This window comes from Acinetobacter sp. 228 (assembly GCF_048147885.1).
This window is the reverse complement of sequence record NZ_JAYWYV010000006.1, coordinates 1-13,432: the sequence shown is the minus strand read 5'-3', so window position 1 is coordinate 13,432 and position 13,432 is coordinate 1. Positions and strand designations below refer to the sequence as shown.

The following is a 13,432-nucleotide window of genomic DNA, read 5'->3' as shown; positions in this document are numbered from 1 at the left end:
AGTCATCTGGCAATGAATTCTTCAACTTTCATGACTTCATCTAAATTTAAAGACCAAAAGGTCGCTTGAATACTTTTAGTATTTATATCATTCAGGTAGTTCGGAGCACTTTTATTTATATCAAAAATGAGTTGCCAGCTTTGTTCAATTTCTTTTTTCAAATGAGGAGGAAGTTGCTCAAAGCGAATATTCTCCAAATTCTGTTTTTTTAATTTTTGTTCGAATAGCTCCTCTTGTAAATGATTGCTAGCAATATAATCTTTATAATAAAAAGGGGAATGCCATAGTTCGAAATCTGATAGCAGAATATCGCGTATATCTTTCTGGATGGTAAGGCGAACCCCATGAGTTCCTTTATATAGATGAGAGGAATATCTTAAATCGGGTCTGGCCTGTTTAATTCCATTCCATTGATACCAGGCCCAGATTGGATAGTGGGTATGAGAGGGTTTTTGACCAATTTTTATTTCCATTTGTGTCATCAGCCAGTTATAGCCTGGTATGAACTCTGATTCAATTTCAGGTCTAAAAGAGGCATAAATCATTTTTTCTTTAAGAAGTTTTCTATAAAAATTTATATGTTGTATTGTCCATAAAGTCACTTTATGAGAAGTGGTCATAAAAAATCTTCTAATTTTAACTGTTTAAGATGCAGGTGCTTTATATCATCTTTATTATAAGGAAATATAAGACAGTTCAAGCCCAGTATTGGCATAACAGAAAATAAAAAAGCGAGCCTCAGCCCGCTTTTTTATTTAGATATTTTAGTTTTGTTCCAGATAAGGGTTTTCAAAACCCAGCTTGGCTAAAATCTCAATTTCAATGCTTTCCATTTCTTCGGCATCTTCATCCGAGGTCTCATGGTCATAGCCCATCAGGTGCAAAGTGCCATGAACCAGCATATGGGTGAAATGCGTCAAGGGTACTTTTTGCTGTTCCAGCGCTTCCGCCAGTACTACAGGAATACAGATCACCAGATCGCCGATTGGAAATGCATCCAGAAACTGCGCCATTTCATCTGGAAGTTCACTCGGGAAAGACAGGACATTGGTCGGTTTGTCCTTGCCTCGATATTCCAGATTTAGTTTATGACTTTCGTCATTATCAACACAGGCAATTCCGATTTCGCAATTACTCTGAGTGCCGATATGACGTAAAGTGGTTTCTACAACTTTTTTAATATAGGCCCGCTTCAGTACCAGTTCAGGCGACTGAAAGTCCTGTTGCAAGGAAAGACTAAGTTTCAACACAAATCCTTAATTTTAAAGCTTAATGCTGTGCGTCTGCCGCAGCATCATTTTCAGCGATCAAGGCATCCTGACGTGCTTTTCGTTCGGCACGTGCTTCAGCACTTAAGCGCTGCTGTTCACTGTCCCAGCCTTCGTAGGCTTCGACAATTTTCTGTACCAGCTGATGACGTACCACATCACGCGAATGGAAGCGGGTGATATGAATTTCAGGAATTTTATCAATCACACGTAAGGCATGTGACAGACCAGATTGTTGACCCCGCGGTAAATCCACCTGAGTTACGTCGCCGGTAATCACGGCACGTGAGCCAAAACCTAAACGGGTCAAGAACATCTTCATCTGTTCTGGGGTGGTGTTCTGCGCTTCATCCAGAATCACGAAAGAATGATTCAGGGTACGGCCACGCATATAAGCAAGCGGAGCGACTTCAATCACCTGACGTTCGATCAGCTTGGCCACTTTTTCAAAGCCGAGCATTTCATACAGCGCGTCATACAATGGACGTAAATAAGGATCGATTTTCTGGGTTAAATCTCCCGGCAAGAAACCAAGTTTTTCACCAGCTTCAACTGCAGGACGAACCAACAAGATACGCTGGATTTCATTGCGCTCCAGCATGTCCACGGCAGCCGCAACGGCGAGATAGGTTTTACCTGTACCGGCAGGACCAATACCAAAAGAAATATCACTTTGCAGAATGCGTTGTACATAACGTTTCTGGTTGGCACCACGCGGATTGATCCGGCCTTTACGGGTTTGCAGCCAGACATTGTCCAGTCCCGTATGTTCCTGGTCATCCAGATCTTGCTGAAGCTCGCGATCAGTCTGACTGCCCTGAATCATCAAATGTAAAGTATCTGCACTAATTGGCTGAATATGTTCAGATTCCTCATGAAGACGCTGCAAGAGCATTTCGGCTCTCTCAACGGCATCGATTTCACCATCAACAATAAAACTCTCTCCACGATGGGAGATTTTAACGTCTAAACGTTGTTCAATTTGCTTCAAGTGACCGTTATAGGCGCCTAACATGGCTTGTATACGGTCCATTGAAATACCCGGAAAAGCTACTGTACGTCGGATCGCTGCAGTCAAGAGTGTTCCTTATGAAGTGTGCGTTATATGCTCTACATTACGCCACGTCAGGCTCAAGATTCAAGAGTTCACCATAAACTAAATTCAAAGTTTTAATTTCGGTAATTTCGATCTCGGCAAAGCGGCCGACCCACGTAGCATCACCAATAAAGTTAACATAACGGGTATTGTCTGCCGTACCGACCAGAATATTCGGATCTTTATCAGAAACTTTTTCGATGAGGACCCGCTGAATGGTCCCGAGCATGGCATCCGTCTTGTCAATGCTTGAACGCTTAATCCATTGCTGAACCTTGGCCAGACGTTCTTTTTTGACATTTTCAGGTATTGTATCTTCCAGTTCTGCAGCCGGTGTGCCTGGACGTTTTGAATAGATAAAACTATAAGAATGGTCGAAATCCAGATCCTGAATAAACTGATAAGTCTCTTCAAAGTTTTCATCAGTTTCACCCGGAAAACCAATGATAAAGTCTGAAGATAAATGCATATCTGGGCGAACTGCACGTAACTTTTTAATCTTCTCGATATAGACATCAATCGTATGGTTGCGCTTCATCGCCTTAAGGACATCATTGGAACCGCTTTGTACCGGCAAATGCAGGTGTGAAACCATTTGTGGCAGGTCACGATAGCACTGGATCAGGTCGTCATTAAATTCGAGGGGATGCGAGGTGGTATAACGGATCCGGCCAATACCCGGAATGTCTGCAACCAAACGCAGCAAATCGGCAAAAGTACAGATATTGCCTTCGAAGGTTTCACCCCGGTAGCCATTTACGTTCTGACCCAAAAGCGAAATTTCACGCACGCCTTTTTCTGCCAGACCTGCAATTTCAGCCAGGACATCATCCAGTGGGCGAGAAACCTCCTCACCACGGGTATACGGCACCACGCAGAAAGAACAGTATTTGGAACAGCCTTCCATGATCGAGACAAAAGCTTTATAGCCTTCAACACGCGGTTCTGGCAGAAAGTCGAATTTCTCGATATCGGGGAAGGAAATATCCACCAGTTTGATTTTTTCTTTTTTAGGCTTTTCAATCTGCTCAAAATGCTGGTCCAGCATTTGTGGTAAACGGTGCAGCGTTTGTGGACCAAAAATCATATCTACATAATTGGCACGTTTCTGGATGTTGTCGCCTTCCTGAGATGCCACACAGCCACCGACACCAATAATCAGGTCAGGATTTTTATCCTTTAGTTTGCGCCAGCGGCCCAGCTCGGAGAAGACTTTTTCCTGTGCCTTCTCACGAATCGAGCAGGTATTCATCAGCAGAATATCTGCTTCTTTAGGATCAGTGGTCAGCACATAGCCATGAGAATCGCCTAACAGGTCTGCCATACGGTGACTGTCGTACTCATTCATCTGACACCCTTGCGTTTCGATGTACAGTTTCTTGACTGAAGCATCATTGGCTGGGGTGTGCGCTGGCTGGGTAACAGTGTTTTCTGAGGCAGCTTGGGCACCATTCGGAATGAAGGTTTGAACCGTCATGTAGGCTCCTACAAGGTAATACGTTGAAAGAGTGAACGAACAGCCTGAGTGAAGCATCAAACAGGTGAATAAAAATTCAATTCACGGACTAAAATCTTGGAAAGGCGCATATTTTAGCAGGAAAGTCGCTTAAACTTATAGACTAAATTAACTGGGGAAAAATATTGATTTATGGACAAAAATTGTCTGTACATTAATATTGCTGAATCATAAGGTTACATAACTGAACAATAGAGTTGGTTATAATATTCCAACTACCTCTTATGATATGCAACACAGGCTAGGCACAAAATCGATGATAGATAGAAGGCAAAGGGATGTTGAAACACACTAAAACTATGAATAAATACTATAAATTAATTACTTTAAGTGTGGCGTGTATCTGTTCAGCAAGTACACAGGCAGCAGAAGAACAATTTAATGATGCTTTGCGTGCAGCCAATGCAGGCAATACTGAACTGTTACAGCAATACCGTCTATCCATGCAGAATGACGTCTTGGGCTATTATCCGGAATACTGGATTTTAAACCAGAATCTTGCCATGCAGCCTGTTAGCCAGATCATCAGTTTTGTACAACGTTATCCTCAATCTGCCATGGCCGAAAAGCTGGCAGCGGATTATGTCGAAGAAAAAGTAAAAATGGCAGACTTTGGCAATGCTCAGCCGGTATTGCCTTATGTGACCAATGCGGACCCTGCCGAAGCCTGTGCAGTGGCACAAGTACGTGCCAAAAGTGGCGATCAGCTGGTTTATGCCGAGTTTAAAGATGTCTGGCTAACCACCAACAGTCAGCCAGAGTCTTGTACCGGTTTGGGCCGGATGATGCTTTTCAGCCCACTGATGACCACAGAGGACCGCCAGCAGCGACTATGGGTTCAACTGCGTGCCGGACAGTCAGGGCAGGCGATTGCAACTGCACAAGGCATTGGTTTGAATCTGTCACTGGCTCAACTGAATTCGATTCAGGCCAATCCCACCAATTATTTATGGTCTGCGCCTAAAAGTACTGCAGCAGAGCATGCCTATCTGATTTATGCGCTGGGACGTCTGGCAGACAGTGATTTGGACTCGGCCTTGTCGATTGTAAAGCGGACTGCGGAAGGTACCCCCATACAGGTACAACGTGCCTTATACCGAACTGTAGGTTACATCGGTGGCACCACAGTCATGAAAAACAACTTCAATCGTGAAGTGTTGAATGCCTTTGATGCCAGCTATGGTCTGCCATTTAGTCCGGAAGAGGCCGAAATTTATGCACGTCAGGCAATTCGTTTTGGTGCCTGGGAAAGCCTGATTCGTGCCATAGACAATATGAGCGTCAACCAGAAGGAGGAGGACCGCTGGCAATACTGGCTGGCACGTGCCAGCGAACAGCGCTCGGATCGTGCATCAAAACAGGCAGCAGAAAGTATTTATCGCAAATTGGCAACGGGGGATGACTATCATAACCTTCTGGCACGCGACAGGCTGGGGCAGGTGACTGCAAGTACACCAAATCCGGTACAGCCTTCCAATCAGGCTATGCAGCGCTTGAATCAGGATATTCATTTCCGCCGTGCTTTCACCTTACGTAATATCAGTGCACCGGATAACTACATTAACCGTGAATGGAACTGGGCAGTGCGCCAGGCTTATCTGAAAAAAGACGATGATCTATTGCTGGCCGCCGCAAAACGTGCCATGGATATGGGCTGGTATGATCGGGCCATTTATGCTGCCGACCGCACCCTGAGCAAACATAACTACAATTATCGTTATCCAATGCCGCATCAGAACTACGTGGTCAGTCATAGCCGCAATGCCGGTATAGATCCGGCTTGGGCCTATGGCTTGATGCGTCAGGAAAGCCGTTTTAATACGACGGCACGTTCGCATGTGGGCGCGGGTGGTCTGATGCAGATTATGCCAGATACAGCCAAGCTCGTAGCGCGTCAAATGGGTGAAGCCTATAATCCGGCAGCACTCACCGATATGAATACCAATGTTCGTTACGGTACTTTCTATTTATCTACGATCCAGCGTCAGCTCAGTGATAATCCGGTTCTGGCAACCGCAGGCTATAATGCCGGTCCAAACCGTGCTCGCCGTTGGCAGCCCGAGTTTCAGGGAATGCCCGCAGATCAATATACGGAAAGTATTCCTTTACTCGAAACCCGAGATTATGTGAAACATGTTATGACCAATGCCACGCATTACGGTATTTTGTTAGGACAAGGAGCGCAGTCGGTGAGCAAGCGCATGCAGCTGATTCCATTGCGCAACACACAATAAGATTAAAATTATTGGGGGATAGTGATTTATTCATGAAAATAATGAAGGATCGTCAAGTCTGGACGGGATCGGCTGCGCTTGTGGTTTTGGCTGGCAGCTCGGCAGCATTTGCTGCACCGACAGAATATGTCATGGATGTACAAATGGTTCCGGCTTTCTGTGGTCTGTATCCGGAATATGCTAAGAAACGAAAATGTCTGGAAGGTTATTCGCTGAGTATCTCCGGCTTGTATCCTCAGACCACCTCGCAAAACTGCACAACCCACAGTTCTGCGAAACTTTCACCACTTCAGGCCAAAGTGGTAGCCAGAATTATGCCGGATGACAATACCCGTGCCATTTTATGGCGCAATGTCGGTGGCTGTGTGCCGATGAATGCCAGTCAGTATTTCCGGACAATCATTAATTATGCAGACCGGCTAAAAGTGCCAGAGGAACTGACTGAACAGGAAAATATTACGATTTCTGTGGATACGTTGCGTGCTAAATTCCTGAAAATTAACCCGCAATTACCAAGCAATGCTTTGAGATTTAACTGCCAGCAGGTACAGTCAGCCAGCGTACTCACTTCGCTCAAGGTCTGTTACCGTTCCAACAGCAATTACAAGTCCTGTCCAGCGAACATTATTAATACATGTCCAAAAATTGTCACAATAAAAGGAACATACTGAGCTTTTTTGCCGATTTGATTTATATTTCCTATCAGACTTTAGATGAAATCCTCCCTCTTTTATATGCATCTGCTAAAGGATTGGAGTACAATCTTTGCCGTTTATGATTATTAAGATTAGATAGAACAGCTATTTAATCTATTATGACGATCCTCTCAATTGGAGATAATTACATGAAGCAACCTGTTCGCGTTGCCGTTACTGGCGCTGCTGGTCAAATTGGTTACAGCCTATTATTCCGTATCGCTAGCGGTGAAATGCTTGGTAAAGACCAACCAGTTATTCTTCAATTATTAGAAATTCCTGTTGAGAAAGCTCAACAAGCGCTTAAAGGCGTAATGATGGAACTTGACGACTGTGCTTTCCCGCTATTGGCAGGCATGATCGGTACTGATGATCCTAAAGTTGCATTCAAAGATGCTGATTACGCGCTTCTAGTGGGTTCACGTCCACGTGGTCCAGGCATGGAACGTGCTGATCTTCTTAAAGTAAACGGTGAAATCTTCATCGGTCAAGGCCAGGCACTGAATGAAGTTGCTAGCCGTGACGTTAAGGTTCTTGTTGTAGGTAACCCTGCAAACACGAATGCTTACATCGCAATGAAATCTGCTCCAGATCTTCCAGCGAAAAACTTTACAGCAATGTTACGTCTTGACCACAACCGTGCGTTGACTCAACTTGCTCAGAAAGCTGGTGTTGCAGTTTCTGACATCCAAAACATGACTGTTTGGGGTAACCATTCTCCAACTATGTATGCTGACTACCGTTTTGCTAACGTAAACGGCGAAAGCTTGAAAGACAAAATCAACGATGCGGAATGGAACAAAGATGTATTCCTTCCAACCGTTGGTAAACGTGGTGCTGCGATCATCGAAGCACGTGGTCTGTCTTCTGCTGCTTCTGCTGCAAACGCTGCAATCGATCATATGCGCGATTGGGCTCTTGGCACAAACGGCGAATGGGTAACTATGGGTATTCCTTCTGACGGTTCTTATGGTATCCCTGAAGGCGTAATGTTCGGTTTCCCTGTAACTTGTGAAAATGGCGAGTACAAGATCGTTCAGGGTCTTGAAATCGACGAGTTCAGCCGTGAGCGTATCAACTTCACGCTAAATGAGCTTGAAGAAGAACGTGCAGCAATTGCTGACATGGTTAAATAATTTAGTTTTTAACTAAGTTAGAAAAAAGCACTCCATCCGGGGTGCTTTTTTTGCTCTTACGTTAATGAACAAAAAATAACAAGCTGTGAAAGAGAGACAACTGAGTTTTCGCCATAGGCAATCTAATGTAGAAACAAGATTCAAAATTAAAGAGAAAACGGAGGTTAGTCCGATGTTAGAGCAACGCCCCACCTTCGAACTTTTTTTTGAGCAGCTAGGACTGGATTCAAGCCCGGAGGCTATGGATGAATTCATTCGTACGCATCAAATTGGCATGGATGTACCACTGCATAAAGCTCCTTTCTGGAGTAAATCACAGCATGACTTCTTGATCGGTCACTGGAAGAAAGATGATGACTGGGCCATTTTTGTGGATGTGTTGAATGAACAATTACACGTCGAAGCAGAAGGTTCAGGATCCTGTGATATTCCTGCTCATAAATCAACCTGATTCTAATTTGAACGCGATCATAATTTAACACCACAATGGAGTCAACTCATGCTTATGGAACAACAATTAACTTTGGAATTGCTATTTGAACAGTTGGGCCTGCCTTCTGATGATGCCTCAATTACCGAATTTACCCAAACTCACCAATTGCCTTCTGAGGTCGCATTACCAGATGCAGAGTTTTGGAGTGAAGGGCAAAGTGCCTTCCTGCGTGAACATTGGCATCAAGATGATGAGTGGATTGTTGTTATTGATAAACTAAATCAGTTATTACACGTGGAAAGTGACAAGCAGAGTGCTTGAGCATTGTTATACAAAAAGACACAACAAACCTAGTCAAATGACTAGGTTTTTTTTGCCCTATCTTATAAGTTAGATCTATAAATAATTACAATTTATCTGATATAAGGAGGGCGCGATGCTCACAAAGAACCCACCATCCTTAGAACTTCTGTTTTCTCAGCTTGGTCTTGCCAATAGTCCTGCTGCTATTGAATTGTATATACGCACTCATCAACTGCCGGCGAGTCTCTCTTTACACGATGCGCCGTTTTGGAACAAAGCCCAACGCTCCTTATTGATTAGCCATCTGATACAAGATGATGACTGGGCAATCTGGGTAGATGAGCTGAATCAGCAATTACACATGGACGCTTATAGACGTCAGCCTGCATGATGACTATTCTCTTGATTTCTTGTTTTTTACAATCAGATCATATTGTTTCCATAAAAAAACGCCTCATGAGAGGCGTTTTTTGCAATACTACTTAATGCATTTTGCTTTTTAATATTTTGCTAAACCATTCATGCTGACGATAATCGTTAAAAGCAGGATGCTGCTGTAATAATTCCAGTTCAAACTCGGCAGTGGTGGTGTACTTACCTAACCAGTGGCGGGTCAGGGCCGGCTCATTTTTACTGGCGCTGGCATAGGCCAGAAAGAAATAAATATCGCCATGTTCATAACGAGCCATCGGTTTTAGAATTTGCTGGGTAATCAGGGCAAAATGCGGCTCTTTGGTCAATTCAAAGAACATCATATAAGCCTTGGCCAGATGTAAAGATAGATTGATATACATGCTCAGCGGCATTTCTTCAAATTCGATCCGGCCCTGTTCCAGCAACACTACGGCTTCTTGCAGGAAATGTCGCTGTTCCTGACGCAATTCACTCAAAGTCACCAGTTGTAAACGAAGATCAGCACGTTCAAGCGTTAATTCTGGCGTATTGCCTTTTAAATACAATTGGTCAGTTTCACCCAGACGTTGAATAATCTGTTTGGTCGTTAATCCCATCAACGCAATCCTCATTTCTCAATAATGGCTATATGAGGCTCAAAATTAAAATTTAAAGCGTCAGGCCGTATTAGAGCAATGCCATATCACTTCTGAGCCAGGCGGTAATTGACAGACGTTGCTGTTTAGAGATCAAGACTTCATGTAATAGGTCGCTCTGGAACAACGCCATCCGGTTCGGCTGGGGCTGGATAACATGCCACTGGCTGTTTTTATCCTGCAGGCGCAGTTCACCTCCCCAGTCGGCCTGCCAATGTTCATGCAGATAATACACACTGGAAATCATCCGGCCATTTTTTCCTTGCGGATTGTCACGATGCAGGGCATAGAACTCACCCGCGTTATAGCAAGCGAAATGTGCTTCGACATCTTTGATGCCTAAATAAAACGCGCGGTTTAAAACTTGAGAAAATTGTTGAAGAGTCTGGATGTGCAGGTGGGAAATTTGAAATTCAGGTTGTAACCAAAGAATATGATCACTACGGATATTGTTAACGACGCCATTTTGAATGGCTGCATTACGAAATTCGTTTAAGTGGCTTAAGCATTCTTGACTCACTGCATGTTGATATTCGCTAGAGTAAGCATCGTCAACAATACTAAAGCCATGTTGATCTAAATCATCTAAGATTTGATCAACATTCCAATCCCCTGGGATAATAACAGCTTCCATTTTTCAATTCTCGACAATAGGGTAAAAAAAGGTTCGTTATTTTAGGGTAAGAATCGTGCCTGAACGAAACTATTTTTCATGTTAAAATAGATGTTGATATTAGGAATTAATGAAACATGAATTACCGTCACTCTTACCACGCAGGCAACTTTGCCGATGTCATGAAGCACGTTTTATTGCTTCAGTTGTTGACTCGACTGAATGCAAAAGACAAACCTTATCGCTATGTAGATACACATGGTGGTGCAGGTAAATATGATTTATCGACTGCCGAAGCGCAAAAATCAGGTGAGTTTTTGAACGGTATTCATCGTCTGGTTAAACTCGATGATTCGATCAAGCGTAATGCGCCTGAAGGTGTACAACAATACTTGAAGATTGTTGAAAACATGCGTGAAAACTTTGGTAAGGGTGCTTATCCTGGTTCGCCGTGGTTTGCCTTGGAAGGCATGCGTGAGATAGATAAGGCAACGATTTTCGAAATGCAGCGTGATGTGTTTCAGCAGCTTCGTCATAATATTTTTGACAAGCGCGCAGGTTTACATGAACGTGATGCATACGAAGGCCTGTTAGCGGTCATTCCACCGAAAGAAAAACGTGGCTTGGTGATGATCGATCCGCCGTATGAGCTGGAGCGTAAAGATTTTCCACAGTTGGTGGAATTGCTGGTTGCTGCTTATAAGAAATGGCCGACAGGTGTATTCGCGGTTTGGTATCCAATTAAAGACCGTGCCATGATTGAACGTTTCGAGAAAAAAATGTTCAAGACCGGTATCCGTCGTCAATTGATTTGTGAAGTCTGTGTATGGCCGGATGATACGCCTGTAGGCTTGAATGGTTGTGGTTTACTGGTGATTAACCCACCTTGGAAATTTTCTGAAGATGCTGATGAAGCACTACAATGGTTATTCCCGCATCTGCGCATGAGTGAAAATGGCGGTCATGCTGCAGTTCGCTGGTTAGTAGGCGAATAATTTTTTAAAGATCAGGTCATAGCTAGGATCGACAAGAATGACAAATATAAGCAAACCGGAACGTGATTCTTCAACTGAAGCGCCTTTTGATGGCATTACCTTTGAGGTGGAAGAAGAGGAACATACTCAGGAAGGGCAAAAAATTAAGCGTCGAGGCATCTATCTATGGCCGAACCTGATTACAACCGCCGCGTTGTTGGCAGGTTTTTACTCGATTATTGCCAGTATGAATGGTAATTTTCAGCAAGCTATTTATGCAATCTTTATTGCAGCATTACTGGATGGTCTAGATGGACGCGTAGCACGTGCTATTGGTGCACAAAGTCCATTCGGTGAGCAGTTTGACTCGCTTTCAGATATGTTGGCTTTTGGTGTAGCGCCTGCCATCTTGATGTACAGCTGGGGCTTAAGCGATTTGGGCCGGATCGGTCTGGCAGCCTGTTTTGTTTATACTGCCTGTGCTGCGTTCCGTCTGGCACGTTTTAATGTGCAGATTGGTGTGGTTGATAAACGTTATTTTATTGGTGTCGCAAGTCCTCTGGCTGCCCTCATGATTGTGTCACTGGTCTGGGTTGGTCTGGATTTTCCAGAAATTTTTGATATTCGTGAACCCTCTCTTCAGGTTATCAATGCCGTGGTCATTATTGCGGTGGGGCTGTTGATGATTTCCAATATCAAATACTATTCATTTAAAACTGTAGAGCGTAAACGGGTACCATTTTTTGTGTTACCGATTGCGGTGTTTATCTTTGCAGCGATCACTTATAATATTCCTGTGGGGATTTTAGTGATTTCCATCATCTATGCCCTGTCTGGGTTTATCACCACCTTTATGGCAAAAAGACAGAGCGCCTTATAAAAATATAAAATAAGGAGTTTGAGATGCGGTTTCTTCAAGATTTTTTAGATCGTTCGAAACAGCTAAATCAGACTCCTGCTGTTTCACAGCACAATCTTGCCTATCATGGGCCAAACCAGAAATATAAAATTATTCATCAGGGTCTGATACTTCCGGATCTGCCGGCACCGCTCCATTATCTGAATTTTCTGAGTATTATCGGACAACCTAATGCACCAATGCTGGCGAATCCGAGTGCTATTCAAACCAATGCACTAGACACAGTGACGGTAATCTGTAGTACCAGTCCGCATATGGCGGGGCACTTGAACCGTTATTCAGTCAAAAAGGATTGCAAATTTCAATATAGTCTTTTTCAGTTTTTAGACCGTGAAAAACTGACTGGTGATTTTCCGCATTTTCGCTTACAGCGTTTTGACTCGGAATTGAGCTTTGATCTCAGTATTCATACGACCAATCTGATTTCGCACTTTACCCAAATGCGCTTTGCTTTGGCCGATCATTGGTCTTTGCTTTGTTATTGTCAGGGCACTTTACATTATAAAGATCAGAAATATCTCATCGAAAGTTTGGGGAGCTTTGAGTTTGCGCGCAGTTTCAATTTTCCCTATCTACCTTTAGCTTTTTTAACTTATCAAATTATTAATCTGAAAGAGGGGCGGCAATTATTGCTGGTCCAAATTCGGGATGGTCTAAACAGTATTATTCAATCCAGGATATATCTGCGTGACCTGAAAAAAATGACCAACCAGATGCTCGACCAGAAAGTCTACTTTAAGGTGCATCGGGTTTATCCAAGTGTCATGACACCAAATGGGCAAAAAATGTATCTGCCACGTGAATTTGAATGGTGTTATGAAGATGACAAGGGCATGAAAATTTGGCTACAAGGACAAAGTCGGGGAGACTTCAAGTTTGGTCTCGCTGCTGGTTATGTAGGAAGCTTTAATTACCAAGTCAGCATTAATGGAGAAACTGAGCATGGGGAAGGGGGCTACTGTGAATATATAGATTGCCGGTCTTTACGTTTTCAAGAACAGAATAAAACTGAAAAACTGCTAGGTAATTTGTCCAATTCTGTCCCCATAATGCTAAAAAAATGAAAAAAGCGTGGTTTTTGCGGAAATAATAAACAGTCGTTAGGTTTTTATTGAATTATTTAAAAAATGGGGTTGCAAGGGATGTGAAATGCTGTAGAATGCACATCCATCGGCGGTGATGAAGATTAAAACTTC

15 protein-coding genes are annotated in these 13,432 nt (G+C 43.4%); 9 read left to right on the top strand and 6 right to left on the bottom strand.

The genetic code is table 11. The annotated features are described in order from the left end of the window. Positions 1-2: 2 nt before the first annotated feature. From VXQ92_RS06285 to miaB, 4 genes are all read right to left on the bottom strand, one after another. Positions 3-620 carry a DUF3841 domain-containing protein gene (locus VXQ92_RS06285; RefSeq protein WP_416680875.1) on the bottom strand — a complete coding sequence of 206 codons (618 nt, stop codon included), beginning with the start codon at positions 618-620 and terminating at the stop codon, positions 3-5. Between the two features lie 144 nt (positions 621-764). After that, entirely contained in the window at positions 765-1,247 is a 483-nt protein-coding gene (gene ybeY / locus VXQ92_RS06280; protein ID WP_416680873.1) for an rRNA maturation RNase YbeY, read from the bottom strand. Between the two features lie 22 nt (positions 1,248-1,269). After that, entirely contained in the window at positions 1,270-2,346 is a 1,077-nt protein-coding gene (locus VXQ92_RS06275; protein ID WP_064094493.1) for a PhoH family protein, read from the bottom strand. Positions 2,347-2,383: 37 nt separating this feature from the next. Beyond that, entirely contained in the window at positions 2,384-3,841 is a 1,458-nt protein-coding gene (gene miaB, locus VXQ92_RS06270; protein ID WP_416680871.1) for a tRNA (N6-isopentenyl adenosine(37)-C2)-methylthiotransferase MiaB, read from the bottom strand. A 338-nt stretch (positions 3,842-4,179) separates the two neighbouring features. On the opposite strand from miaB, the gene VXQ92_RS06265 reads away from it, so the two are divergent. From VXQ92_RS06265 to VXQ92_RS06240, 6 genes are all read left to right on the top strand, one after another. Next, positions 4,180-6,114 (top strand): lytic transglycosylase domain-containing protein, encoded by a 1,935-nt coding sequence (locus VXQ92_RS06265; RefSeq protein WP_171255299.1) that lies wholly within the window; start codon positions 4,180-4,182, stop codon positions 6,112-6,114. A 32-nt stretch (positions 6,115-6,146) separates the two neighbouring features. Further along, complete coding sequence (locus VXQ92_RS06260; RefSeq protein WP_416680870.1) at positions 6,147-6,785, top strand: ribonuclease I; 639 nt, start codon at positions 6,147-6,149, stop codon at positions 6,783-6,785. Between the two features lie 173 nt (positions 6,786-6,958). Continuing rightward, entirely contained in the window at positions 6,959-7,945 is a 987-nt protein-coding gene (locus tag VXQ92_RS06255) for a malate dehydrogenase (protein ID WP_064094489.1), read from the top strand. A gap of 172 nt (positions 7,946-8,117) precedes the next feature. Further along, on the top strand, positions 8,118-8,396 hold the full coding sequence (locus tag VXQ92_RS06250; protein WP_416680869.1) for a DUF2789 family protein: 279 nt from the start codon (positions 8,118-8,120) through the stop codon (positions 8,394-8,396). A gap of 48 nt (positions 8,397-8,444) precedes the next feature. After that, entirely contained in the window at positions 8,445-8,699 is a 255-nt protein-coding gene (locus VXQ92_RS06245) for a DUF2789 family protein (RefSeq protein ID WP_064094487.1), read from the top strand. A gap of 115 nt (positions 8,700-8,814) precedes the next feature. Further along, the gene (locus VXQ92_RS06240; protein WP_416680868.1) at positions 8,815-9,072 is read left to right on the top strand and encodes a DUF2789 family protein; all 258 of its coding nucleotides are present in this window, start codon (positions 8,815-8,817) and stop codon (positions 9,070-9,072) included. A gap of 91 nt (positions 9,073-9,163) precedes the next feature. Here the strand turns inward: VXQ92_RS06240 and VXQ92_RS06235 are convergent, their stop codons facing one another. Then, positions 9,164-9,691, bottom strand: a complete 528-nt coding sequence (locus VXQ92_RS06235; protein WP_416680866.1) for a hypothetical protein — start codon at positions 9,689-9,691, stop codon at positions 9,164-9,166. 70 nt (positions 9,692-9,761) lie between these two features. After that, complete coding sequence (locus VXQ92_RS06230; RefSeq protein WP_416680864.1) at positions 9,762-10,364, bottom strand: 2OG-Fe(II) oxygenase; 603 nt, start codon at positions 10,362-10,364, stop codon at positions 9,762-9,764. A gap of 116 nt (positions 10,365-10,480) precedes the next feature. Between VXQ92_RS06230 and VXQ92_RS06225 the strand changes: the two genes are divergently transcribed. From VXQ92_RS06225 to VXQ92_RS06215, 3 genes are read left to right on the top strand one after another with little or no spacing between them, the layout of a single operon-like run. Next, positions 10,481-11,338: a 23S rRNA (adenine(2030)-N(6))-methyltransferase RlmJ gene (locus VXQ92_RS06225; RefSeq protein ID WP_416680863.1), complete on the top strand. Its 858-nt coding sequence runs from the start codon at positions 10,481-10,483 to the stop codon at positions 11,336-11,338. A gap of 37 nt (positions 11,339-11,375) precedes the next feature. After that, positions 11,376-12,197, top strand: coding sequence for a CDP-diacylglycerol--serine O-phosphatidyltransferase (gene pssA / locus VXQ92_RS06220; RefSeq protein ID WP_064094482.1), 822 nt, complete (start codon positions 11,376-11,378; stop codon positions 12,195-12,197). A 23-nt stretch (positions 12,198-12,220) separates the two neighbouring features. After that, a complete protein-coding gene (locus VXQ92_RS06215) occupies positions 12,221-13,300 on the top strand; it encodes a DUF6670 family protein (RefSeq protein ID WP_064094481.1) in 1,080 nt (359 codons plus the stop codon). Positions 13,301-13,432 lie beyond the last annotated feature (132 nt).